Origin of the sequence: Nocardia rhamnosiphila NBRC 108938 (assembly GCF_000720425.1) — a bacterium.
In the GTDB taxonomy this organism is placed as follows: Bacteria; Actinomycetota; Actinomycetes; order Mycobacteriales; family Mycobacteriaceae; genus Nocardia; species Nocardia rhamnosiphila.
The window spans coordinates 348382-373343 of the sequence record NZ_JOAJ01000003.1; the positions used below are offsets into that span (position 1 = coordinate 348382).

21 protein-coding genes are annotated in these 24962 nt (G+C 70.7%); 10 read left to right on the forward strand and 11 right to left on the reverse strand.

Annotated features, from left to right (window positions below; genetic code table 11):
* Positions 1–86 precede the first annotated feature (86 nt).
* Entirely contained in the window at positions 87–1307 is a 1221-nt protein-coding gene (locus IG75_RS0113425; protein WP_245713176.1) for a sigma-70 family RNA polymerase sigma factor, read from the forward strand.
* Positions 1308–1378: 71 nt separating this feature from the next.
* On the opposite strand, the gene IG75_RS0113430 is transcribed toward IG75_RS0113425, so the two are convergent.
* Positions 1379–2593, reverse strand: a complete 1215-nt coding sequence (locus tag IG75_RS0113430) for an FAD-dependent monooxygenase (protein WP_030521580.1) — start codon at positions 2591–2593, stop codon at positions 1379–1381.
* Positions 2594–2671: 78 nt separating this feature from the next.
* On the opposite strand from IG75_RS0113430, the gene IG75_RS0113435 reads away from it, so the two are divergent.
* A complete protein-coding gene (locus IG75_RS0113435) occupies positions 2672–3256 on the forward strand; it encodes a TetR/AcrR family transcriptional regulator (RefSeq protein WP_030521581.1) in 585 nt (194 codons plus the stop codon).
* Between the two features lie 41 nt (positions 3257–3297).
* Here IG75_RS0113435 and IG75_RS0113440 read toward each other — a convergent pair whose 3' ends face one another.
* From IG75_RS0113440 to IG75_RS37835, 3 genes are all read right to left on the reverse strand, one after another.
* On the reverse strand, positions 3298–4179 hold the full coding sequence (locus IG75_RS0113440; RefSeq protein ID WP_245713175.1) for a hypothetical protein: 882 nt from the start codon (positions 4177–4179) through the stop codon (positions 3298–3300).
* Positions 4180–4361: 182 nt separating this feature from the next.
* Positions 4362–5315 (reverse strand): LysR substrate-binding domain-containing protein, encoded by a 954-nt coding sequence (locus IG75_RS0113445; protein ID WP_174561176.1) that lies wholly within the window; start codon positions 5313–5315, stop codon positions 4362–4364.
* A 7-nt stretch (positions 5316–5322) separates the two neighbouring features.
* Positions 5323–7932 carry a flavin-containing monooxygenase gene (locus IG75_RS37835; protein ID WP_063834137.1) on the reverse strand — a complete coding sequence of 870 codons (2610 nt, stop codon included), beginning with the start codon at positions 7930–7932 and terminating at the stop codon, positions 5323–5325.
* A gap of 177 nt (positions 7933–8109) precedes the next feature.
* On the opposite strand from IG75_RS37835, the gene IG75_RS0113455 reads away from it, so the two are divergent.
* On the forward strand, positions 8110–8643 hold the full coding sequence (locus IG75_RS0113455; protein ID WP_030521585.1) for a GNAT family N-acetyltransferase: 534 nt from the start codon (positions 8110–8112) through the stop codon (positions 8641–8643).
* A gap of 21 nt (positions 8644–8664) precedes the next feature.
* Here IG75_RS0113455 and IG75_RS0113460 read toward each other — a convergent pair whose 3' ends face one another.
* On the reverse strand, positions 8665–9474 hold the full coding sequence (locus IG75_RS0113460; protein WP_030521586.1) for a tyrosine-protein phosphatase: 810 nt from the start codon (positions 9472–9474) through the stop codon (positions 8665–8667).
* A 161-nt stretch (positions 9475–9635) separates the two neighbouring features.
* The gene (gene zapE / locus IG75_RS0113465; protein ID WP_030521587.1) at positions 9636–10652 is read right to left on the reverse strand and encodes a cell division protein ZapE; all 1017 of its coding nucleotides are present in this window, start codon (positions 10650–10652) and stop codon (positions 9636–9638) included.
* 35 nt (positions 10653–10687) lie between these two features.
* Between zapE and IG75_RS0113470 the strand changes: the two genes are divergently transcribed.
* From IG75_RS0113470 to msrB, 4 genes are all read left to right on the forward strand, one after another.
* Positions 10688–11452 (forward strand): pyrimidine reductase family protein, encoded by a 765-nt coding sequence (locus IG75_RS0113470; RefSeq protein WP_030521588.1) that lies wholly within the window; start codon positions 10688–10690, stop codon positions 11450–11452.
* Between the two features lie 81 nt (positions 11453–11533).
* Positions 11534–13084, forward strand: a complete 1551-nt coding sequence (locus IG75_RS0113475) for an alpha/beta hydrolase (RefSeq protein ID WP_030521589.1) — start codon at positions 11534–11536, stop codon at positions 13082–13084.
* Between the two features lie 106 nt (positions 13085–13190).
* The gene (locus IG75_RS0113480) at positions 13191–14537 is read left to right on the forward strand and encodes a glycosyltransferase family 87 protein (protein ID WP_245713174.1); all 1347 of its coding nucleotides are present in this window, start codon (positions 13191–13193) and stop codon (positions 14535–14537) included.
* Between the two features lie 38 nt (positions 14538–14575).
* Positions 14576–15028 carry a peptide-methionine (R)-S-oxide reductase MsrB gene (gene msrB, locus IG75_RS0113485; protein ID WP_030521591.1) on the forward strand — a complete coding sequence of 151 codons (453 nt, stop codon included), beginning with the start codon at positions 14576–14578 and terminating at the stop codon, positions 15026–15028.
* Between the two features lie 92 nt (positions 15029–15120).
* On the opposite strand, the gene hemQ is transcribed toward msrB, so the two are convergent.
* The 3 genes from hemQ to hemE form a co-directional block, all read right to left on the reverse strand.
* Complete coding sequence (gene hemQ / locus IG75_RS0113490; protein WP_030521592.1) at positions 15121–15816, reverse strand: hydrogen peroxide-dependent heme synthase; 696 nt, start codon at positions 15814–15816, stop codon at positions 15121–15123.
* A 94-nt stretch (positions 15817–15910) separates the two neighbouring features.
* Entirely contained in the window at positions 15911–17269 is a 1359-nt protein-coding gene (locus IG75_RS0113495) for a protoporphyrinogen oxidase (RefSeq protein WP_030521593.1), read from the reverse strand.
* 116 nt (positions 17270–17385) lie between these two features.
* The gene (hemE, locus tag IG75_RS0113500) at positions 17386–18441 is read right to left on the reverse strand and encodes a uroporphyrinogen decarboxylase (protein ID WP_030521594.1); all 1056 of its coding nucleotides are present in this window, start codon (positions 18439–18441) and stop codon (positions 17386–17388) included.
* Between the two features lie 296 nt (positions 18442–18737).
* Between hemE and IG75_RS0113505 the strand changes: the two genes are divergently transcribed.
* Together IG75_RS0113505 and IG75_RS0113510 are read left to right on the forward strand one after the other, a co-directional pair.
* Positions 18738–19289 (forward strand): DUF3000 domain-containing protein, encoded by a 552-nt coding sequence (locus IG75_RS0113505; RefSeq protein WP_051714614.1) that lies wholly within the window; start codon positions 18738–18740, stop codon positions 19287–19289.
* A gap of 38 nt (positions 19290–19327) precedes the next feature.
* Positions 19328–20683, forward strand: coding sequence for a ribonuclease D (locus tag IG75_RS0113510; RefSeq protein ID WP_081876848.1), 1356 nt, complete (start codon positions 19328–19330; stop codon positions 20681–20683).
* An 87-nt stretch (positions 20684–20770) separates the two neighbouring features.
* On the opposite strand, the gene dxs is transcribed toward IG75_RS0113510, so the two are convergent.
* Positions 20771–22669: a 1-deoxy-D-xylulose-5-phosphate synthase gene (gene dxs / locus IG75_RS0113515; RefSeq protein WP_030521597.1), complete on the reverse strand. Its 1899-nt coding sequence runs from the start codon at positions 22667–22669 to the stop codon at positions 20771–20773.
* A gap of 231 nt (positions 22670–22900) precedes the next feature.
* Between dxs and IG75_RS0113520 the strand changes: the two genes are divergently transcribed.
* Complete coding sequence (locus IG75_RS0113520; protein WP_030521598.1) at positions 22901–23557, forward strand: SIMPL domain-containing protein; 657 nt, start codon at positions 22901–22903, stop codon at positions 23555–23557.
* A 17-nt stretch (positions 23558–23574) separates the two neighbouring features.
* Here the strand turns inward: IG75_RS0113520 and IG75_RS0113525 are convergent, their stop codons facing one another.
* Positions 23575–24960 (reverse strand): class I SAM-dependent RNA methyltransferase, encoded by a 1386-nt coding sequence (locus IG75_RS0113525; RefSeq protein ID WP_030521599.1) that lies wholly within the window; start codon positions 24958–24960, stop codon positions 23575–23577.
* Positions 24961–24962: the final 2 nt, after the last annotated feature.

Consider the following 24962-nt stretch of genomic DNA (forward strand, 5'->3'; position numbering starts at 1 on the left):
TCCACCGGGGTTGTCGGCGGGCGCGGTTAAGCTGACCCGCACGAACTCGAGCCGACCGGCCCGCCGGGTCCCGACAGGGGGTGTGTGTGCAGACGGAACCAGCCCGCGATGTGATGCCGGATGGGCCGGCCGCCACGGACACCGGGGAATCGTTTCCGGACGATCTCCGTGAACATCTGTCCTTCGAACTCGAGGAATGCGGCCACGCCCTGGCCGAGCTGGTGGACGATTACGCGGTCGACCGGGAACGGGCCGCAACGATCCTGCGACTGCGGCTCGGTATCACCGGGGACCGCCCCGAAACGCTCACCCGTATCGGCGCACGACTGGATTTCGCGCGGGACCGGGCCCGCCAATTGCACACCAAGGCGGTCGGCGAACTGCTCCGGCACACCGCGCGCTCCGGACGGCTGCCGGTTCCCGAGTACGCCCGGCGCTACCCGGTGGGCGCCCGGGATTCCGCACTCACGCGCGCGCTGCTGGCCGAAACCTACGCCACCGATACCGATATCGCGGTGAACGACCTGTCATACCTGAAGCTGCGGCTGGCGGGGCATACCGCGGCCGACGCGAAACGGATCGCGGGTTTCGTCACCCAGCGCATCGTGGGCTGGCGCAAGAAGACCAACCACCTGCTGTCCCGATTGCGCATGGACGAGGAACCCGCCGGGCCGCCCGCGCCCTGGCTCGACCGGATCGACTGGCCCACCGGAAACGGCTCGCCCGCACCGCTGCCCACCGGCCCGGCACGGACGTTCGATATGGACGATGACGGTCGCGGCCGGTTCTACCTGCACAAACCGGGACGTGATATCGGTTTCGACTCCGGGCTCGAGGCCCGGCTCCTCCGTCTGCTCGACGCCGACGACCGGATCCGTAATTTCCAGGAATATCCCGATGCCGTCGGGTACCGGATCGACGGCACGGAACAGTTGCACTTCCCGACCGTCGTCGCCGAACTCGCCGATGGGCGCCTGGTACTGATCGACGAACAACCTCTGGGGCATATCGGTTTCCATGTGAACCGGATGAAGTCCACGGCGGCCCGCGCCCGGGCGCACGAGAACGGCTGGGGCTGGTTGCTCTGGACGGGCAGCCGCCTCGGTGAACCGGAACTGGCGGAGCACCGGGTGCCCGCGGGCCTCGAGGACCGGCTCACCGAACTGCTCGCCGAGGGCCCGGTCCGGCTGCCCACGCTACGGCAGGTGCGGGCGGATACCGGATTCGACACGGTGGACCTGATCGCGCTGGTGGTCCGCAACGAGTGGCGGTGGGATCGGGGCCCGTTCCGGTTGACCGCCGGGTAACGGACGCAACATCCGGCCCTCGCCCCGTGGGGCCCGTTCGGTGCAGCGGCGCGGAAACCGCCGGGCCGCGGCTAGTGGTGCTGCCCGATGGGATCGGGCACGGTGAACGACGAGAGCGTACTGCTCGCGCTGCCGGACATCAGGCGGGCACGGAGCCGGCGCGGGATATGCGGGAGCAGGCGCATCGCCGTTTCGCCGGCGAGCAACTGGGCCCGGGACCGGGGAATACCCCGGCGCAGCACCGCGGGCGCGACCTCGCGACAGCGCCGGGCGTACGCGTCGACCTGCGCGCGGTAGGCGGAAAAGGCCACCGCATGGTCGCCGCCTGCTTCGGCCAGGGCACGGGCGAGGAGGTAGGCACCGACAACGGCGAGCGAGGTACCGCCTCCGACCGCCGGTCCGGGTGCGTACCCGGCGTCGCCGACCAGCGCCACCCGGCCCCGCGACCAGGTGTCCAGCTGGATCCGGCTGACGGAATCGAGATAGAAGTCGTCGGCGCGGTCCATCTCGTCGAGCAGCAGCGGGATATCCCAGCCCTCGTCGCGGTACTCGGTGCGCAGCAGCCGGCGCTGGGCATCGATATCGCGAGGGTCGTGCCGCGCTTCTTCACCGCGCCGGAACAGGAACACCGCACGTGCCAGGCCGGTCTGCCGGACCGGGTACATCGCGGCGATCCGGTCCACGGCGTTGTACAGCAGCGTCAGCCCGGCGAGCTCCCGATAGTTCGGGAGGGTGCCCACCGCGAAGTAGGCGCCCAGATGCCGGCGCCAGCGCTCCTCCGGGCCGAAGACCAGTTCCCGGACTCTGGAATGCACACCGTCGGCACCGATGACGAGGTCGAACCGGGCCGAAGCACCACTGTCGAACGTCACCGCCACGCCGTCACCGTGGTCGGTGAGGTCGGCGATCGAATCACCGAAGCGGTAGTCGACCCGGCTATCGGTCGCCTCGTGCAGGATCGCCGCCAGCTCCCCGCGCATGATCTCGAGGTGCCGCCCATCGGCGAAAGCGTCCGAGATATCGCGCAGATCCACCGCGATGGGCCGTTTGCCCGGCCGTTCGAGCCGGAGCGCGGTCGATTCGGTGCTCGCCTCCCGCAGCGGCCCGAGCAGGTCCATATGGTCCATCACTGCCGTCGCCGGGGCGAAGAGATCTACCGCGTGACCACCCAGGCCCAGCCGCGGAAAGGGGGTGCGCTCCACGACCACCGGTGTGAACCCGAACCGATCGAGCCAGTAGGCGAGAACGGGCCCGGCCACGCTCGCGCCGGAAATCAGGACGTCCATAGCGATCCCCTAGTTCGTTTACTTATCGGTAGGTAAGTTAGTTTACTTACCGGGCGGTCAACGCGCTAGGGTGGAAAAGTGCCGAGACCCCGATCCAGCGAAACCCGTGAGCGCATCCACGCCGCTGCGCTCGAACTCTTCGCCGCGCGCGGCATCCAGGAGACGAGCCTGCGCCAGATCGCCGAAAAACTCGGACTGACCAAACCCGCGCTGTACTACCACTTCTCCTCGCGTGAGGATCTGCTGCGCAGCCTGGTACAACCGTTGTTCGACGATACCGAGGCCGCGATCACCGCGGACGAAGTCCGCGCGGGCGATGGCCCGGTGGACGCACGGGAACTACTCGGACGCTATTTCGATGTCTCCTACCGGCATCGCGCGATCACCGCGCTGGTGCTCCGCGATCTCGCGCCGCTGGCCGAACTCGGATTCCTCGATCGCGTCGTCGACTGGCGCCGCCGGCTCACCACCCTGTTGGTCGGTCCCGACGCCGGGCTCGGCGATCGGGCCCGCGCCATCGTCGCACTGGGCGGCCTGGGCGACTGTCTGGTCCTGCTCGCCGATACGCCGGTAGAAGAACTACGCGTGGCCGCGCTCGACGCGGCGTGCGCCGCGCTGGACAGAAGACCGCCCGCGGCGGACTCGGCGGCCCCCACGCGCTGAGATCCGCCCGGCGGATACGAGATCGGGCCGGGCGGTCGCCGTCAGGGTTTGACCAGCATGGTCGCCGCGATGAAGGTCGCGAGCAACAACATGACGAAAACCGTGATCAGCTGCCAGTTGTCGATGGTTTTGTGCAGACGCCGGATGGTGTCCTCCAGCGCGCGGTGTACCCGCCGCTCATCGGCGATCCGGCGATCCACCGCCGCCACCGCCTCGGCCTGCTCCCGGGCGCGCTGCGCCGTCCGCTCCATCCGGGCGACGGTTCTGGCGAGCTGCCGCTTCTTCTCGCGCACCGCCTGCCGGGCCATGGCCAGCGCGGTGCGCTGCGACATCAGTTCCTGACGTTGCTGTTCGAGCAGCAGTGCCTGGGTCCTGGTGTGCTTCTCCCAGTCGGTCACGGCCGCCCATCCTTTCTTCATATGATCGCGATAACCCCACGCGACCTCGCCTGCCACCCACTCCCGCAGGAACTCTCGCAACTCGTAGGGCCGCCCGCTCGGCACCACCACACCGCTGGGACCGGTTTCCAACATGCCGCTCACGGCGCGGTACTCACACGAGGCGGGTGCGAGATCGGCGATACCGAGGGCGGGCAACTGGGACACCCAGAAACCGGGCGCGCACAACCACAGCACCTTCGCGCAACCCAGCGCACGGAGCCGGTCCGTATGTTGTTGCGCGAGTTCCTGGGTCAGTGGGCCGGTGCGCACCTCGATCGCGCCTTGCTCGGTGCCCCGCCGCCACCAGACATCGACGGTGACCGGGCCGCAGCGCCGGTCCACCACCGCTTCGTCCGCACCGAACGCGAGCATCCGGCTCGCCAGCCAATACTTGAGTCGCTGCGCGTCCCACTGCGCCTCCACGCAGTGCGCACAGCCGCACCCGTACCCGGAGGTGGTCTGCTCCGCGGTGTCCGTACCCACCGGACCGTCGGATATACCCAGGTCGGACAACATCGTCCGGCGCCCGCACCGAATATCACTCCGCCGCTTCGTCTGCATGCGACCACCCATCTAACCCGTCCCACCATGTCGGCCCGACACCACACCGACGTATTCCAGGGTGCTCCACGGAGGCCGGTCACCGCCAGGTTTCTGCCCAGCAGTTACCCAGATGGGACCCATGCAACCCTCACCCCCGGCGGTGTCCCGGTCACCGGATCGGCGGCTGTCAGCGCCGAACGCACCAGGGTGCGCAGCCACGCGTGCGCGGGGTCGGGGGTGTTGCGCGGATGCCAGGCCAGCGAAATCGTCACTTCCGGCAGCGGTAGCGGAATCTCGAACGCACACAGACCCAGTGCCGGCAGCGCGGTGGCCGCGACGACCGCGGGGGCCGGACACACCGCGACACCGGAACGCACGGCGAGCAACGCCGTTGTCAGATCGGGGACAGTGGCCACGACGCGGCGGGTGCGGCCGTGCAGGGCGAGACGGTCGTCGATGGGGCCGCGGGCGATCCCGCGCGCCGAGATGCTGATATGGGCCGCGGCGGCGTAGGCGGCCACGGTCACTCGCTCGGTGACCAGCGGATGCCCGGGTGCGGCGACCCCGATCAGCCGGTCTCCGCGTACCCGTTCCACCCGGGTCTGCGGATCCGCCTGCACGATCACCCCGACCTGCGCGTCGATCCGGCCGTCGCGCAGCGCACTCGCCGAACCGGCCGCCTCGCCGGGCACGAACCGCAGGGTCACTCCCGGTGCCCGGGCGCGTACCTCGGTGAGCAGCCGGCCGGCCAGTTCGGGCAGCACCGCGTCGTCCACGTACAACGCGAACCCGCGTACCAGAGCGGTCGGGTCGACGGTATCGGGTTTCGCCAGCAGCGCCCGACCCTGTTCGACCAGCGCGCCGACCTCGAACCGCAACTCGAGCGCGCGTGGAGTCGGGACGAGCTGGCGCCCGGCCCGGACCAGCAGCGGGTCGTCGTAGACCCGGCGCAGCCGCGCCAGGGTGCGGCTCATCGCCGGTGGCGAGGTGTTGAGCCGTTCGGCGGCCTGCGTGACGCTGTTGGTCTCGAGCAGGGCGTGCAGGGCCACCAGCAGGTTCAGATCCAGATCCGGCACGGCCGGATCAGGTTCGCGAGGACGCGCCGGTGGCCTGTGTCTCGGGTTCGGGAGAAGCCGATGCCGAGTCGGCCGTTGCCCTATCCGGCGTCTCCGGTCCGGCGGCGGATGCCGTACCGGTGGCCGATGCCTGCTCGGTGGCGGGCGCCGGCTCGGTGGTCCCGGAAGCCGATGCCGGATCCACGGTCTCGGCGAGCGCCGTATCGCCGGCACCGGTGGCCGATGCCCGGTCGGTGGTGTCGGCGGACACCGGTTCGGTGGTCTCGGGAGCCGATGAACCCGCCGCGTCCGCGGGCGCCGTATCACCAGCACCCGTAGCCGGTGACCGGTCGGCAGCCGACTGCGTATCCACGGTCCGGGCCGCCGGTGCCGGGTCGGTCCGTGCCGGTTCGGCGCGGTCCGATCCCGTGGTGGCCGTACCCGGTTCCGTTGCCTCCCCGGTGCCGGTTTCGGCGGCGGGCGCGGCTGCCGCGCCCGTCGGAATATCGCCGGGTGTCCCCGGCCCGGGCGACGGCGGCGCGGAGGTCTCGGCCGCCGCGGCGGCTGCCGCGGCCTGGGCCGCACGCATATCGAGCCGGACCGTGGGGCTGTTGGATCGGGCGGCGATACCGGCGGCGCGCTTCTCGGCCGCGGCCCGCCGGGCCGCCTCCCGGGCGACGTCCACCGTCGATTGTTGTGCCGCGGGGGGCGTCTCCGGGGGGCGCCCGTCGGGGGACGGCGCGGCGTTCTCCGGATGTGGTGTGTTCGGCGGCTGCGCGGCGTGCACCGGCCATCGGGTGTTCACCGCCGCGGGCGCGGGCCTGGACTGGTGCACCGGTTGCGAAGGTTGCCCGGGCATGGGTTGCGGTTGCGGAGGTTGTCCGGGCGCGGACTGCGGGTCCGGGCCGGCCGGGTGCGCGGCGGGCATCGCGATGATCTTGGTCCGCTCATCGGCACCCGGAAGAGCCGACTCCGGCAATTTCACGGTCGGAGATTCCGAGGCCACGGGTCGCCCGCCGGACGATTCGGGGCGGGCGGCGCCGGTGTGGATCGGTTCGGTCGCACCGGTCGGCGGCGACGCCGGCTGCGGTGGCGACGCGGGCGGCTGCGGTGCCGACGGCTCCGCCGAAGGTGCACCGTAGGGGGCCGCGAGAGGCCGGGCCACAGGCCCCCGTTTCCGGCGCGACACCACCTTGTAGTCACCGGGCCGGGCCGGGCGCACCCATTGCGCGGTACGTGCCGCGAAGGGCAGCTTCACTCCGAGATCGGCGAGCAGTTCATCGATATCGCGCAGGGCGTAGGGCGTCACCGAGGCACCGTGCGCGTGGTGACCGCCGGTGTACTCGTGCATCCAGCGCAGGCGGGCTTCGATCCGCTCGCTCATCGTCTCCGCGGGCGGCAGGGACAGGCTCCGGGTGAGCAGGGCCGACGTCCAGTGCGCGCCGACCTCCGCGCCCACCGCGCTCAGCAGCGACGAGTTGTAACCGGCGAAGGTCAGATGTGGTACCTGCAACGGCAGGATCTGCCGGTACAACCGGAAATTACCGTGATCGTCGGTGAGCTGGCGCTGTACGTACGGGGTCAGGAACGGGACCCGCTGCTGGAAACCGGTGGCGCAGACGACGATATCCGCACGGACCAGCCGGCCGTCGGACAGTTCGGCATACGGCCCGGCCTGGCCGCCGCCCAGCGCGGCGATCTCGGTTTCGCCGCACACGGCGATACGGCCGGCCGCGACCTGATCGGCGAAATCATCTGCGACCAGGCCGAACGCGGCTTCGTGGGCCTGGTCGAACCGCACCGGCGGCACCAGCCCCAGCTCCGCGGCCCGGGACCGCTGGGCCACCAGCGCCTCGATGAGATCGAGGTTGCTCTCCCGGAAGGAACGGCCCGGGCCACGCAGCAGACGCTCGAACCGGCCGGGCTCGGGATGCCGGAAATGGGCGGCACCGGTACGGGTGAGCAGCACCCGTTCGGCGTCCAGCCCGGGGGCCAGCCGGCGCGGCATCTTCCACAGCAGCCGGCGCGCCACCACCGTGGTCTCGGCGGCCACCCGGCTGATCTCGGTGGCCAGATCACAGGCCGCGGCGCCGTAGCCGACCACGACCACCGAACGGTCGCGGACCGCGTCCACATCCAGGAACTGGGTGCTGTGGCCCAATTGGCCTCCGGCACGACCGAATTCGGTCATTCCCGCGAAATCGGGGATCTCCGGCTCGCTGAATACGCCGTTGGCGATGACGAGGTGATCACAGGAGGTGCGGTGCACGCCGTCGAGATCACGTATCTCGAGCAGCCAGCCGCCGTCGACCGGATCGGCCGCGACCACTTCGGTGCGCAGCCGGAGGCGATCGGTCAGCCCGAAGGCGCGCACGTAGCTCGCCAAATACTCCTGCATCCGGGCTCCGTCGAGCACCCGCGGGTAGTCGGCGGGCATCGGATGGTCGGAGAAGTGGTAGGTGTACTTGCTGCTCTGCGCGCGTAAGCCCGGGTAACGGCGAGTCTCGCTCCACACGCCGCCGATATCGGGGGCTCGGTCGAAAACCTCGACCGCGAACCCATCCTCACTCAGGACCTTCGCGCAGACCAGACCCGCGATACCCGCACCGACGATCGCGATGCGGTTCCCGCTCCTCATGGGCGAGAGATTACGTCGGATGTGTCCGGCAGCAAAGCCGGAGGCTCTATTACGCCTATCGCCGCAGGTCGCACGAGTCTCGCCGGAACCCAGGACAAGTTGTCCGCGGGGCGGGCCCGCACCCTGCCGGACCAGCGGACACACCGCCGGGCCGGACCGCTGTGGTCTCATTGGGATATGACCACTGTCACCGTGGACCGGGCCGGACTGTGGGACGCCGAGGCGCTCAGCGATGTCGCCGCCGCGACCTTCCCGCTGGCCTGCCCGCCGGGTTCGGATATGGAAGATATCGAGGTGTTCCTGGCGGAGGTGCTCTCCGGGGAGCGGTTCGGCGAATATCTGTCCGATCCGGCGCGCACGGTCCTCAAAGCGGTCGCGGACGGCGAGATCGTCGGGTACGCCATCCTGCACAGCGGGCCGCCGTCCGACCCCGCGGTGGCGACGGCGGTAGCGCTGGATCCGGTGCTCGAGATCAGCAAGATGTACGTGCTGCCGGGCCATCACGGCACCGGAGTGTCGAGCGCGCTCATGCACGCGGCACTGGAGCAGGCCCGCGGCGGCGATTACGCCGGTGTCTGGCTCGGCGTGAATCAGGAGAACCTGCGGGCGCAACGCTTCTACGCCAAGTACGGCTTCGAGCAGGTGGGCACCCGGACTTTCACCGTCGGGCGCCAGGTACACCACGACTTCGTGCTGCGACTGCGGTTCTGACCGCCGGCCGCGCTCGCGGTCTCAGTCCAGCATGCGCTGTTTCAGGGTGTCGATCTCCGCCGCGCTCAGCCCCAGACCCTCGCTCACATAGCGGTCGAAACCGCCATAGCTCACCGCGACCTGATCGAAGGCGGCGTCGAGCCACTCCCGCTGGACCCCGCCCACCGGATCACCGGCCGCGGCGCCGCGGTAGTGGTTGGACAGCAGATAGTCCTCGGTGACCGTGGCCCGATCCACACCGAGCACCGTGAGCAGTACCGCGGCGGTCCAGCCGGTCCGGTCCTTGCCGGCGGTGCAGTGGAACAGCACCGCGCCGGCCTCGGGCCCCTGCCCGGACGCCGCGATATCGCGCAGTACCCCGGCCACCGCCTGGTTCGCGCCCGGGGCGGTGATGAACGCCCGGTACAGGTCGCTGCCACCGGCGAGGGTCGACACGAGTTCCGGCAGTGGGGCGGCGCCGATCATGTCGTACCAGTTGGCGCGCGCCCCGGCGGGGATCCGGTCCGGGCCGATCGCGCGCTCGTAGACCGTGCGCAGATCGTCGACCGCACGGACCCCGAGCCGGGTCAGTTCCGCCAGATCCGCGGGGGTGAGATTGTTGAGCTGATCGGTGCGGAACGCGATACCGGTGCGTACGGTGCGTCCGTCCACGGTGCGGTAACCGCCGAGATCGCGGGCATTGGGAGCGCCCGACAGGTGCAGCGACCGGTCGACGGTGAGCACCTCGGCGGCCGCCGGTGCCGCGGTGACATTCGCCGCCGCGGCCGGGCCGAACGCGATCAGGGCACCGGTGAGAACGGCGGCCGGTACGCGCGCCGAACGATGAACCATGAGCGGAACTCCCATCGTGCTCGCCGGCACCCCCGCGCGGCGTGCCGGACTCAGCAAACCAACCCCGGGGTCCGGGGTCAACCCGAAAACGGCGCGTCTGCGCACGCCGCGCGGGTCGGCGCCCGGCGGCCGGAAACGATCCGGCTACCGCCGGGCCGCGCTCAGGCCGGGACCTCGAAGCGGGACAGCGCCAGCAGCCGGGAGATCGCCCGCAGATACTTCTTGCGGTAGCCGCCGTCGAGCATTTCCTGGGAGAAGATCTCGTCGAGTTTCGCGCCCGAGACGGTCACCGGGGTGCCCGCGTCGTAGAGCCGGTCGGCCAGCACCACCAGGCGCAGGGCCACCGCCTGATCGTTGACCGGATGCACGCCGGAGACGAAGACCGCGGACACCCCGTCGATCAACGCCCCGAATTTCGACGGGTGCAGGGTGCTCAGATGGCGCAGCAGGGCGTCGAAATCGTCGAGCGTCGCGGCGGGGGTGGCCGCCGCCCGTTCGTTCAGCTGCGCGTCACTGCTGGGCTCCGGGGCCGGCGGCAGATCGCGGTGCCGGTAGTCGGGGCCGTCCACCCGCACCGTGTCGAAGATCGAGCCGAGCTTCTTGATCTCGCGCAGGAAGTCCTGCGCCGCGAACCGGCCCTCGCCGAGCTGCCCGGGCAGCGTGTTGGAGGTGGCCGCGACCGAGACGCCACTGGCCGATAGCTCGGTGAGCAGCCGGGAGACCAGCATGGTGTCGCCCGGATCGTCCAGTTCGAATTCGTCGATGCACAGCACACTGTTCGCCGACAGCCGCTCGACCGCGTTACCGAATCCCAGCGCGCCGACCAGGTTGGTGAGTTCACCGAAGGTGCCGAACGATTTCGGCGCGGGCGCGCTGTGGAAGATCGAGGCCAGCAGGTGGGTCTTGCCGACACCGAAACCGCCGTCCAGGTACAGGCCCGCACCCTGGGTCGGCTTCTTCTTCCCGAAGAAGGATTTCTTCTGCCCGGCCTTGTGGATGGCGGTGACCTTCTCCGCGAAGGCTCTGGCCGAGGCGACCGCCGCGGCCTGGCTGGGCTCGTTCGGGTCGGGGATGTAGGTGTCGAAACCGACCTCGTCGAACATGGGCGGCGGTACCATCTGGGCGACCAGTTGGTCGGCGGGGACCTCCGGACGGCGGTCGACGAGGCGCATCGGCATGGACGTAGCCTAGTGACGTGGTATGAGCTGTTGGTATGCAGCGTATCCCCGATGCGATCCAGCTCACAGACCTCGACAGCAACGCACTCGCCGATCTGTACGCCTATCCGGGTGGCCCGGACGACAGTTGGCTGCGCGTCAATTTCGTCTCCAGTATCGACGGCGCCGTCACCGGACCCGGCGGTGTATCGGGTGCTCTGGGCACACCGGCGGACAAACGGGTGTTCCATCTGCTGCGCGAACTGTGCGATGTCGTCCTGGTCGGCGCGGGCACCGTACGCGCGGAGAACTACGGGGGCGCGCAGACCGACCCGGGCCTGCGTCGCGAACTGTTCGCCCGGGGCATCGGCGGGCATGCCGAGGGCGACCCGCCGCCGATCGCGATCGTGACCGCCTCCGCCGCGCTGGACCCGGACCATCGGGTGATCACCACCGCCCGGACCCCCACCCTGATCCTCACCACCGCGGCGGCGCCCGCGCAGCGGGTACGCGCCCTCGCCGACGCCGGAGCCGAGGTGATCGAGATCGGCGACGAGGTCATCGCGCCACCGGCGGTTCCAGAGGTGCTCGCGGCGCGAGGGTTACGGCGGATGCTGTGCGAGGGCGGACCGCAGCTGTTCGGCTCCCTGGCCGGCGCGGGCGCGGTCGACGAACTCTGCCTGACCACCGCGCCGCTGCTGGTCGGCGGGACGGCGCGCCGGATCTCGGTGTCGCACGAGGAATTCGGGATGCGGATGACACCGGCGCATGTGCTGCTGGACCCGGACGGGACGATGCTCACCCGCTGGGTGCGCGCCTGAAACCCGGGCGGCGAGCGTACGTGGCGGAGCCCGGGCGTCCCGCTCAGGCGGATCCGATCCGGACCTGGCAGGGTGTAGCGCATGCGCTGGACTCGGGCAGTGGTGCCGGCCTCGGCACTTTTGATCATGATCGCCGGATGCGGGGCCGGTCCATCGGACCGCCCGCACGTCGCCGTCGAACGTCCGCCTGTGCCAGGCGAATCCACCACCTCCGCCCAGGTCCCACCGCCGCCGGCCGCCGAGGTCCCGAAGAAGGACCTCCCGTGGCGCGAGTGCACCCGGGAAACATTCGACAAGGCCGGGATGGGCCCGGGACCCGCCGGCCTGGTCCTGGAATGTGCCGATTTCTCCACTCCGATCGACAGCGCGGGCTCGGTGCTGGGCAACTTCCGCACCGGCGCGGTGCGCGCCCGGCTGCCGCAGACCCCGCCCGACGCCGCACCCGTGATACTGACCTCCGGTGTGGACCGTTCCTCCGGCGCCACCCTCGCGGGGCTGGCCACCGGTCCGGCGAGCGCCCTGCTCACCGCCCACCCCGTGGTCGCGGTGGACCGCCGGGGTATCGGCAGCTCCCAGGCGATCGACTGTCTACCCGCCGATATCCGCAGCGGCCTGCAGGACAACGCCCAGTTCACCCCGGGCGGTGACGCGGTGACCGGTATGTCCGACCTGTCCCGCAACGGCACCATTTCCTGCCGGGACTTCCTGCAGCCCTACGACGGCACCTTCGATGCCGCGCACGCCGCCGACGATATCGAGCAATTGCGCCGCGAGTGGAACGTCGACCACATCGCCGTGCTGGGCACCGGCAGCGGCGCGCTGGTGGGCCTGGAATACGCCCGCAAATACGGTGACCGGCTGGCCCGGCTCGTCCTCGACTCCCCCACCCCGGTGGGTGTGGATACCGTCACCCGGACCGAGACAGCGGTCCAGGGCGCCGAGGCGGCGCTGTCGGCGTTCGCCCAGCAGTGCGTCGGTATCTCGTGCTCGCTCGGACCCGATCCGCGTGCGGCGGTGACCACCCTGATGCAGAAAGCCGCCGACGGGCAGCTCGGCGACATCTCGGCAAACGGGGTTCGCACAGCTGTCACCGGGTTCCTCGGCAGCCCCCGCGCGGACCAGACCGGCCGGATCGGCGCACTCGCCGACGCCCTGTCCGCGGCCGGCCGTGGCGACCTGGGCGCGCTGAAAACGCTGATCGATCAGCAGGAGACCGCCACCGCGACCGACGGACAGTTCGTCAACGGCTGCACCGATATGCCGCAGACCCCGCCCGCGCCTCAGGTCACCGACCTCACCGGTATCTGGGCGCAGAAGTATCCGGCGTTCGGCCGGGCGACCGCGCTGTCGATGCTGGCCTGCTCGGCCTGGCCGGTGACCGAGGCACCGGCGGCGCTGGAGAAACTGGAGCTGCCGGTGCTGGTACTCACCGGTGTGGCCGATCCGGTGACCGGTGGCGCCCAGGCCTCGGTGACCGGCGCCCTCGGGGCGGCGGGCGCCCGGACCTCGACCATGACCTGGCAGGGCTGGGGTCATCCGGTGAGCGCGCATTCCGGCTGCGCGCAGACCGCGCTCGTGGCGTATCTGAAGGACGGACGGCTGCCCGGCGACGGCACCGCCTGCCCCGCCTGACGGTCCCGCGCGAAGGCGCCCCGAGCCGGGTCCGAGGGGCGCCTGACCGGCGCGTCGAGGGTGGGCCCCGGCAACACCACGGCACCGCCCGGTGTACCGTGCCGTGGTGTTCCTTCGACAGCTCGAGCCCCGCACTGCTCGAACAACCGCCGACGTGATCCGGTTCGCGCTCTGGCCGCTGGCGGTCATGACCGTGCTGAACCGGGTGTTCATCAAGGCTGTCAACGGTTTCGTGACCGATGACTACAAGCCGGTCTACCAGGCCTCGCTGGATTTCCTCAACGGTCGCGAGGTGTACACGGCGAATTTCGATTCGGTCGACCCGCACTACCTGTACCCGCCCAGCGGCACCCTGTTGATCGCGCCCATCGCGGTGATCGACTACGAGAAATCGCGCTGGCTGTTCATCCTGCTCAACGCTGTCGCCATCCTGATCGCCTGGTATCTGCTGCTGCGGCTGTTCAACTACACGCTGCGCTCCATCGCCGCCCCGGTCCTGCTGCTCGCGATGTTCCTGTCCGAGACGGTGATCAACACGCTGGTGTTCACCAATGTCAACGGCTGCCTGCTGCTGGCGGAGATGCTGTTCCTGATCCTGCTGTTGCGGCGAAGAGATGTCCTGGCAGGTGTGGTGCTGGGCCTCAGCATGGCCGTCAAACCAACTCTGGCACCGCTGCTGCTGATCGCCGTGGTCCGCAAACAGTGGGCACTCGTCGCCACGGCGGCGGCCGTGCCGATCGCGCTGACCGCCGTCGCCTGGCCGCTGTCGCGCGATCCGGAGCGCTTCTTCACCCGGACCGCGCCGTACCTGTTCGAAACGCGCGACTACTTCAACAGCGCCATTCCCGGCAACGCGGAGTACTACGGCCTGCCCCCGTGGCTGACCTGGACCATCCGGCTCACGATGGCCGTCCTGGTGCTGGTTTCGCTGTGGATCCTGTACCGGTACTACCGCGAGGACGAGTTGTTCTTCGTCACCACCGCGTCGGGTGTGTTGCTCACCGCCTCGTGGCTGCTGGCCTCGCTGGGCCAGATGTACTACTCGATGATGCTGTTTCCGTTCCTCATGTCGGTCGTGCTGCGCAATTCCGTGCTGCGCAACTGGCCGGCCTGGCTGGCGGTGTTCGGTTTCCTGTCCTATGACAAATGGCTGTCGGACCGCTGGCCCGATATCGGCCGCAACCTGGAATATCTGCGGATCACCTTCGGCTGGGGCCTGCTGCTGGTCGTTGTGTTCTGTGTGCTCGGCGACCGGTATCTGGCCGCCCGGCGCGCGGGCCGGTTGCCGCGACTGGACCCGGTGTGGATGGCCGAGGCACCCGACTCCCGGGATGCCGGGGTGGACGATTTCGCCGCACCGGCCCCGCCGGTCCGGACCCCGGCCGCCGACCGCGCGGCGGAGCCCGAACCGGCCGGTGCGCGCGTCGTCGAGACGCAGGCCGTCCGCGGCTGAAACGGGACGCGCCGCGGCAGACGTATTAGCGTGGAGGCATGAGTTCCGAAACGGACGCGACCGATACCTCCCTGCCCGCCCCGAAGATCCAGCTCAGCCCGCAGGAGTGGCGGGCCCGGCTGGACCCCGCGGAGTACGCGGTGCTCCGCGAAGCCGGCACCGAGCGACCGTTCACCGGCGAATACACCGACACCACCGCCGAGGGGGTGTACAGCTGCCGGGCCTGCGGCGCCGAACTCTTCCGGAGTACGGAGAAGTTCGAGTCGCATTGCGGATGGCCGTCCTTCTTCGATCCGGCCGCCTCGGACGCGGTACTGCTGCGCGAGGACAGTTCGCTGGGAATGCGCCGCGTCGAAGTGCTGTGCGCGAACTGCCACAGCCACCTCGGGCACGTCTTCGAGGGCGAGGGTTATCCGACACCGACCGACAAGCGGTACTGCATCAACTCGATCTCCCTGCGCCTGCAGCCCGCGACCGGTACAGCGGACTGACCCGTCCCGCTTCCCATCGGTCCGTCATATGACAACCGCCCGGCGGTGGCCCCTTTTCCGGGGCCACCGCCGGGCGGTCGGGCGACTTCGGGTCAGGGCAGTGCGGCGACGAGCTGATCGAGTTCGACCCGCGGCCCGGTGTAGAAGGGGGTCTCCTCCCGGACGTGCATCCGGGCCTCGGTGGCGCGCAGGTCACGCATCAGATCGACGATCCGGTGCAGCTCCGGCGCCTCGAACGCGAGGATCCACTCGTAGTCGCCGAGCGCGAACGAGGCGACGGTGTTGGCTCGCACATCGGGGTAGCCGCGTGCTTCCTTACCGTGATCGGCGAGCATCTTGCGGCGTTCGTCATCGGGCAGCAGATACCACTCGTAGGACCGGACGAACGGGTAGACGCAGATGTAGTTCCCGGCTTCCTCGCCGGCCAGGAACGCAGGGATGTGACTCTTGTTGAACTCCGCGGGCCGGTGCAGCGCCACATTGCTCCAGACCGGGGTGCTGGCCCGGCCGAGTTCGGTCGTGCGCCGGAAATCGGCGTAGGCGGCCTGCAGGTCCTCGACCCGCTCGGCGTGGGTCCACACCATGAAATCCGCGTCGGCCCGCATACCGGCCACGTCGTAGACGCCACGCACGATGACACCGCGATCGGCGAGCCCGTCGAAGAACTCGCGGGCTTCTTTCAGCGCTGTCGCGCGGTCGTCCCCCAGCACTCCGGGCCGCACCTGGTACACGGAGAACATGAGATAGCGGATGGTGGAGTTGAGAGACTGGTAATCGAGTCGCGCCATAGCCCCATCGTGCCACTCGCCGGATCGCCGCGGGGCCGGGGCCGGTCGAGGCCAGGCCCGGGCCGACCGGCCGCCGCACCCGGAGGAGCGGCATTCAGGCCGGTGCGGGAGCCACACCGCCGGCGATATGTGTCGCGGCCCGCGTCGCCGCCGCCACACAGGCGGGCACCCCGACACCGTGCAGATAGGCGCCGGTCACCGCGAGATCGCCGAAACCGGCCAGCGCGGACTCGATCTCGGCGATCCGCTCGGTGTGCCCGGGGGCGTACTGGGCGAGGCCACCGGGCCAGCGCTGCACGATCGCGGACCGCGGGGTGATCGGTGCCCCCGTGACGGTGGCGAGGTCGGCGGTGGCGGCATCGATGAGTTCGGCATCGGAGAGTCCCAGCACCGCGTCGTCACCGAACCGGCCGAACGAGACCCGCACCAGGGCCGTCTCCCGCACGGCCAGATGGGACCATTTCCGGCTGGACAGGGTGAACGCCTTGGCCCGCAACGGCTCCCCCGTCGCCACCAGCACACCCGAATTGGGCGGCAGCGCGGTGTCCTTCGGCAGTTCCAGTGCGACCAGGGCGGAGGAGGACAGCTCGATCCCGGCGGCCGCGCGCGCCGCCACGGGCGCGATATCGGCCAGCAACCGGGCCGTCACCGGCGCCGGAGTCGCGAGGACGACCGCCTCGAACTCGCCGAGCGGTTCCACCGCCCAGCCACCCGCTATCCGCCGGAGACCGGTGACGGCGGTATCCCGGATCGTGGTGGCCGCCGTCCGACCGGCCAGCGCGTCCAGCAGCGCCCCGTAACCGTCGCGCAGCGCCCCGAACACCGGTGCGCCGGACGGCGCGGGCAGTGCGGCCGCCACCGCCTCGGTGAAGGAGCCGGCACCACGGTCCAGCGCCGCGGCCAGCGTGGGCAGCGCCGCGCGGAGCCCGATGGAGCGGGCGGAACCGGCGTACACGCCGCCGAGCAGCGGATCGACACTGCGCGCCACGGTCTGCTCCCCGAACCGGTCGGCCACCAGCGAGTGGACATCGATATCGGCACCGGGCCGCCAGGTGAACGGACGCTCGGGTTCGGCGGCGATGCGCGCCACCGTCGCGGCATCGACCAGTCCTTCGACGGCCGCGGCATCGGCCGGGATACCCATCAGCGTGCGCTCCGGTAGCGGATGGGCCCGCCCCTGCGACCAGATCAGCGGGCGCAGACCGGCCGGATGAACCAGCTGGTCGGCAATACCCAGTTCGCCCAGCAGCTCGGGCACCTCGGGCCGCCGGCCGACGAACGCCTCCGCGCCCAGATCAATCGGTTCACCCGCGATCTCGCTGGTCCGCAATACCCCGCCGAACCGGTCCCGGATATCGGCCACCGTGATCGCGGCCGATTCCCCGAGCAGCCCGCGCAACCGGTAGGCCGCGACGAGCCCGCTGATCCCCCCACCGACCACCGCGATTCTCATCCCCCGACCGTATCCGGCGCCCGGACATCGCGCGATCGCGCCCTCCGCGGCCGAAACACCCACCGCGGCCGGAGTGCCCGGTCCGGGACGCCGATGTCACGACGGCCGCCACGGCCTCACAGCTCGTGCACCAGCTCCACCAACGCCGTGAGCACCCCCGGGTCGGTCTCGGGCAGCACCCCGTGGCCCAGATTGAAGATATGGCCCGCGGCGCCCATGGCGAGCGCCGAATCCGCTTCGTCGGCGATCCGGCGTGCCTCGGCCTCCACCACCGGCCAGCCCGCGAAAAGCACCGCGGGGTCGAGATTGCCCTGCAACGCTTTTCCGGGGCCGACCCGCCGCACCGCCTCGGTCAGCGGCAGGCGCCAATCGACACCGACCACATCGGCCCCGGCCTCCCCCATGGCGCCGAGAAGTTCCCCGGTGCCCACCCCGAAATGGATCCGGGGCACCCCGGACTCGGCGAGTTCGGCGAACACCCGCTCCGAATGCGGCAGCACATAGCGGCGATAGTCGGCCAGCGAGAGCGCCCCGGCCCACGAGTCGAACAGCTGCACCGCGTCGACCCCGGCCTCGAGCTGGGCCCGCAGGAACACGATGGTGATATCGGTGAGCACCCCGAGCAGCGCGTGCCAGGCCGTCGGATCGCCGTACATCATGGCCTTGGTGCGCTCGTGGTTCTTGCTGGGGCCGCCCTCCACCAAATAGGACGCCAGCGTGAACGGCGCACCCGCGAAACCGATGAGCGGAGTCTGCCCGAGCTCCTCGACCAGCAACCGCACCCCGTCGGTGACCGCGCCCACTTCCTCGGGCCGCAGCCGGGGCAGCGCCTGGACATCGGCGGCCGTACGTACCGGTGTGGTCACCACCGGACCGACGCCGGCCACGATATCGAGATCGATTCCGGCGGCCTTGAGCGGAACGACGATATCGGAGAACAAGATCGCCGCGTCGACGCCGTGGCGGCGAATCGGCTGCATGGTGATCTCACAGACGAGTTCCGGATCGAAACACGACTCGAGCATCCCGATACCTGCCCGGACCTCGCGGTATTCCGGCAATGACCGGCCCGCCTGGCGCATGAACCACACCGGCCGCCGAGCCGGTGCGGCGCCGGTGGCGGCGGCCAGGAACGGGGCATCGGACAACCGGCGGCGCGTATATGTGCTCATCACCCGCCATCGTATGCGGCCCCGCCCGGCCCGGCGCGCAAGGCCGCACAGCGCCACCCGGACCACCGATCCGCCGTCCTGGGCGGCGGCTGCGAACACCATCCCGGCGGGTTGCGCGGTGTTTACCACGATCGGGCCCGCCCACGCAGCAACAACGGTCGTCCGGCGCGCCTCCGCGCGCCCCGGGTGCTACGGGTCTACCGTCATTCCCCGTGACACCGCTCGATATCCGCGACGGCGCACCCGACGACGGGCCCGGCGACGAACCCGCAGCGTTTCGTGCCGCCGTCTCGGCGATGGGCACCGCATCCGTACATCCGCGGATCGAACTGTCCCCGATCCGTCCGCCGCAGCGTCTCGCCCCCTACTCCTATGCGCTCGGTGCCGAGGTGATCCACGAGGAATCACCCGTCGTACCGATCGACTCCGACGGCGATGCCTTCGGGCGGCTCATCCTGCTCCACGACCCCAGCGGGGACGAAGCGTGGCACGGCGTCTTCCGGCTGGTCGCCTATATCCAGGCCGATATCGACGGCGCGCTGGCCGCCGATCCGCTCCTCCCGGAGGTCGCCTGGAGCTGGCTGGTGGACGCCCTGGAATCCCGGGAGGGTCCGTTCACCGCGCTCGGCGGTACGGTGACCTCCACCAGTTCGGTGCGCTACGGCGATATCGCCGGCCCGCCCCGCGCGCACCAGCTCGAACTACGGGCCTCCTGGACGGCCCGCACCACCGAGATGCGCCCCCATGTGGAAGCGTTCGGGGAAGTCCTGGCCTACGCGGCGGGCCTGCCGCCGGCGGGCATCACCGATTTGCGGCCCTCGCCGGCCGGCGAGACCGACCGTGGTTGAATATCGGACGTAGCCTCGGCCACGTAGAGTGGCCCTTTATGCCGGTAGTAGAGGAGCCCGAACACCTGTCCGGTGACCACCCGGATGGTGGCACCGGTCTGTCTCCGGCGTCCGATCCGGGCCCCCGCGACGCAGCCACCGATTCCGGTCCGGCCGAGTCCACCGCGGAACCGCTGCTGGTCCCGGCCGACGGTATTCCCCCGGTCTGCCGCACCGCCGAGGCGGTGGCGGCGGCCGCCGAACGTCTCGCCGCCGGCTCCGGGCCGCTGGCCGTGGATGCCGAACGCGCTTCGGGTTTCCGGTATTCGTCGCGGGCGTACCTGATCCAGTTGCGCCGGGCCGGGGCGGGCACCGTGCTCATCGACCCGATACCGGTCGCCGACGCACTCGCCCCCCTGGCCGAGGCGATCAACGGACTGGAATGGATCCTGCATTCCGCCGATCAGGACCTGCCCGGCCTGGCCGAGCTGGGCCTGCGACCGGCGGTGCTGTTCGATACCGAACTCGGCGGGCGGCTCGCCGGTTTTCCCCGCGTCGGTCTGGCGGCCATGGTCGAACAGTTGCTCGGCCGGGCGCTGCGCAAAGGGCACGGCGCCGCGGACTGGTCGACCCGGCCCCTCCCGGAAGCCTGGCTCAACTACGCCGCACTCGATGTGGAACTGCTGATCGAACTCCGTGCGGCCGTGGCCGCCGCGCTGGCCGAGCAGGGCAAAACCGATTGGGCCGCGCAGGAGTTCGAACATATCCGGCTGCTCGAACCGGCCACGCCGAAACCGGACCGCTGGCGGCGCACCTCCGGAATCCATACGCTGCGCCGGGCCCGCCAGCTGGCGATCGTGCGGGAACTGTGGACCACCCGCGATACCCTGGCGCGCGGGCGCGATATCGCGCCCTCCCGGATCCTTCCGGATTCCGCCATCATCGCGGCGGCCAAGGCCGAACCCGCCTCGATCGGGCAGCTACGGGAATTACCGGTGTTCGGCGGCCCGCGTCAGCGCCGCTACTCCCGGGAGTGGCTGGGCGCGGTGGAACGCGCGCGCGCTCTGCCGGACGAGGACCTACCCCGGATGAGCCAGCCCTATGACGGGCCGCCGCCGGTGAACCGCTGGGAACGCCGCGACCCCGCCGCGGCGGCCCGGCTGGCCCGGGCCCGCGCGGTGATGACCCGGATCTCCGAGCGGGTGGCGGTACCGGTGGAAAATCTGTTGTCGCCCGACCTGGTGCGGCGGCTGTGCTGGGACGGCCTGCCCGACTACCGCAGCGGCCCGGAAGCCGCCGGCGAGGTCGCGGCGGCGGTCGACGGCTTCCTGAAGAGCCACGGTGCCCGGCCCTGGCAGCGCGAACTCGCCGCGCAGCCATTGGCCACCGCCCTCATCGACCGACCGCCGAGCTGACGGCCGCCCGCACGGTACTCCGCGGGCACGGCCGGCCGCCGCGGCGGCCAGGGCGCGTCCGCGGCGGCCAGGGCGCGTCCGCGGCGGCTAGGGCGCGTCGAGCCAGCCGGTGACGCGCCGGGTGATATCGGGCGCGGTCAGGCCGAGCTCCTGACGCACCTGGGCGATACTGCCGTGCTCCAGGAATTCCTGCGGGATGCCGATATCGCGAGCGGGCACGTCCAGACCGGCGGCACGCAGCCGGGCCGATACGGTCGCTCCGATCCCCCCGTGCAGGCCGCTGTCCTCCAGGGTCACCACCAAGCGGTAGTTCTCGGCCAGTTTGACGACGGTATCGGAAACCGGCAGCACCCACCGCGGGTCGATGACCGTGGCGGTGATGCCCTCCGCCTCGAGCAACTCCGCGGCCTGGAGCGCGGCCGGTATCAGGGCACCGACGGCCACGAACAGCACATCGCCGCGCTGGGCCTGCGCCGACGGCCCCTCCCGGTCCGGCAGCCACAGCACATCCACGCCGTCGAGCCGCTCGATCGCCCGGATCTCGGCGCCCACATTGTCTTTGGGGAACCGCAACGCGGTCGGCCCGTCGCCGACCGCCAGCGCCTCGGTCAGCTCCTCGGCCAGGGTCGCGGCATCGCGCGGGGCGGCCACCCGCATCCCGGGCACCATGCCGAGCAGCGACAGATCCCACATACCGTTGTGGGACGCGCCGTCGGCACCGGTGATCCCGGCACGGTCCAGCACCAGGGTGACCGGCTGTTTCAGCAAGGCCACATCCATCAGCAGCTGGTCGAAGGCCCGGTTCAGGAAGGTCGAGTAGATGGCCACTACCGGGTGCAGCCCGCCCAGCGCGAGACCCGCCGCCGAGGCCAGCGCGTGCTGTTCGGCGATACCGACATCGAAGAGCCGATCCGGGAAACGTTCACCGAACGCGGACAGTCCGGTGGGACCCGGCATGGCGGCGGTGATCGCGACGATATCGTCGCGGCGTTCGGCGTGGGAGATGAGTTCCTTCGAGAACACCGAGGTCCAGCTGACCGCGGTGCCGCTGCTCGCCGATTCACCGGTGAGCGGGTCGATGGGACCGCACGAGTGCATCTGATCGGCCACATGATTCTCGGCCGGTTCGTAGCCGTGCCCCTTCTGGGTCACCGCGTGCACCACCACCGGGCCGCCGAAATCCTTGGCGTGCCGCAGCGCCGATTCGAGCGCGACGAGATCGTGGCCGTCCACCGGACCGACGTATTTGAGACCGAGATCGCTGAACAGCTCCTGCGGGCTCACCGCGTCCTTTATCCCGGCCTTCACCGCGTGCACCATCGAATACGCGGAATCACCCACGCCCGGAATGCTTTTCAGGAATCGGCGGCCCGTGTCGAGCATATGCTCGTACACCGGCTGGGTACGCAACGCCGTGAGCCGGTCGGCCAGCCCGCCGATGGTGGGGGCGTAGGAGCGGCCGTTGTCGTTGACGACGATCACCACGGGGCGGTCCTTGGCCGCGGCGATATTGTTCAACGCCTCCCAGCACATACCGCCGGTGAGGGCCCCGTCGCCGACGACCGCCACGACATGACGGTCCTGGCCGGTGAGCGCGAACGCCTTGGCCAGGCCGTCGGCATAGGACAGCGACGCCGAGGCATGCGAGGACTCCACCCAGTCGTGTTCGCTCTCGGCGCGGCTGGGATATCCCGACAGCCCGTCCTTGCGGCGCAGGGTGTCGAAGCGATCCTTGCGACCGGTCACGATCTTGTGCACATAGGCCTGGTGCCCGGTGTCGAAGATCAACGGATCGGCGGGCGAATCGAATACCCGGTGCAGGGCGAGGGTGAGTTCCACCACCCCGAGGTTGGGTCCCAGGTGCCCGCCGGTGACGGCGACCTTGTGCACCAGGAACTCGCGGATCTCGGCCGCCAGCTCCCGCAGTTGCGGTGCCGAGAGCCGACGCACGTCTTCGGGCGTATCGACCCGGGAAAGCACTCCCACCTGATTCGCTCCCTCCGGATAGCGCAGTTGATCCGACCAGTCTAGGAGCCGCGGCCGACTGCACCACCCGGGCGGCGAGACGTACCCACCTCCGTACCGGGCCGGAACCGCGGTCCGGCGTATCGCTCCAGCCTAAGGTGAGAGGCGGGTGCCGCGCGAACCGCGTCCGGCCGCGGGCCCCGGGACGGCGGCGCACCGACGAGCGCCGCACACCGACCGCGAGGAGACCGGATGACCCAGCCGCAGGCGGGAACGGTGACCGTATTCGGGTACGGCACCGTCCGCGCCGCCCCCGATCTGATCGTGCTCTCGATCGGCGTCGAATGCCGCGCGAGCACCGTCGGTCTGGCCTACGACAGGGCGGGCCGGAGTGTGACGGCATTGACGGCGGCGTTACGTGAAGACGGCGTCCCCGGCAGCGATATCGGCACCGGCATGCTGTCGGTGCGCTCGGATACGGCCTGGCAGGACGGCACCGCACGGGTGATCGGCTATATCGCGACCAGCACGCTCACGGTCACGCTCACCGCCGCGGCCGACCCCGCGCGACCGGCGCCGTCGGACGTGGTGGCCCATGCCGTGGCGGCGGGCGGCGACGACGCGCGGCTGGGTGGGCTGCGGCACACCTTCGCCGACCGGGAACGACTACTGGAGCGCGCCCGTGACGCCGCGTGGGACAACGCCGTGGACAAGGCCCGGCAGTACGCCCGCCGCGCCGCCCGCGAACTGGGCCCCGTGCTCGAGATCACCGAGCACACCACCGCGCCACCGCCCGCGGAGCCCGGCGGGATCCGGATGGTCGCCGCGTCCGCACCGGCGCCGGTGCCCATCGAATCCGGGGAGACCGAGATCACCGCGACGCTGCGGGCCACCTGGCAGCTGAAGTAGGGCGCCGCACGGGCTTGTCAGCGCTCCAGGAGCGCAAGGCATTCCACATGGTGGGTGGCCGGAAAGGCGTCGAAGGCGCGCAATGCGGTCAGTCCGTAGCCGGCGTCCAGGTACAGGCGCAGATCCCGGGCGAACGACGCCGGATCACAGCCGATGTGCACGATCCGGTCCGGCGCCGCGGCGGCCACGGCGTGCACCACGGGTTTGCCGGCCCCGGCCCGTGGCGGATCGAGTACCACCACCTGCGGCCGTGGGTGATGGTGTCCGGCCGCCCACTGCTCCACCCGTCCGGTGCGCAGCTCCAGCCACGGCAGATCGCCCAGGGCGGCGTGACCGTCGGCGACCGCGGCCGGTGCGGATTCCAGCGCCCGCACGGCGCCGGTCGGGCCGACCTGTTCGGCCAGGCGCGCAGCGAAAACTCCCGCGCCGCTGTACAGATCCCACGCCGTCGCACCCACGCCCGGATCGGCCCAGCCGGCGACGATATCCGAATAGCACTGCGCGGCACCGCGGTGCGCCTGCCAGAACCCGGCCGCCGACACCTCCCAACGCCGGCCGGCCACGTACTGGACGGCCCGGCCGCTGCCCTCGACCACCCATTCGTCGCGGTCGGTGTGAGCGGCGGCGCGCCGGGCCGCCGTGCGCCGCCGCTGCGCGCCCGGCGTCTCCGGCTCCGCGCCGACTCGGCTCGTGCCGTCCCGCGGCCCGCGTGCGCGCCCGCCCCGCCCGTCGGCCCGGCTCCCGGGGCCGGAACGGCCGCCGTGCCGATCACCGCCGCGCCGGCCGGTCTCGGGTACCGGCGGGGCGATTTCGACGATATGCCGGGCCCCGGTGTCGTCGACCGCGATCACCAGCTCCGCGCCGGGCATCCAGCGGCGCCCGTCGATATCGTCCAGGGCGCCGGGCACGGGTTGCGGACAGCGCAGGTCGGTCAGCACTCCGGTACTGCGGTATCGATGCACACCGGCCCGGCCCTCCGGATCCACCGCGAGCCGGATCCGGGTGCGCCAGCCGCCGGTGCGATCGCCGGAACCGGTGATGGGTTCCACCTCGACCGCGCGTTCGATACCGGTGATGCGGCGCAACTGTTCGGCCACGACCGCGCCCTTCAGCTGCCGCTGCGCCGCCGCGGTGGCAAAGGAGAAATCGCAGCATCCCGCCCCACCCGGCCCCGATACCGGGCAGGTGGCGGGGATCCGGTCCGGTGATGCCTCGAGGATCTCCACGGCCTCGGCCCGGCAGAACGCGCCGCCGCGATCTTCGGTGACCCGGGCCCGCACGAGCTCACCGGGCAGGCCGTGCCGGACGAACATCACCCGGCCCTCATGGCGTGCCACACAGAGTCCGCCGTGCCCGGGCGGCCCGAGCCGTACCGACAGCACTTCATCGCGCCACGAACTCATCG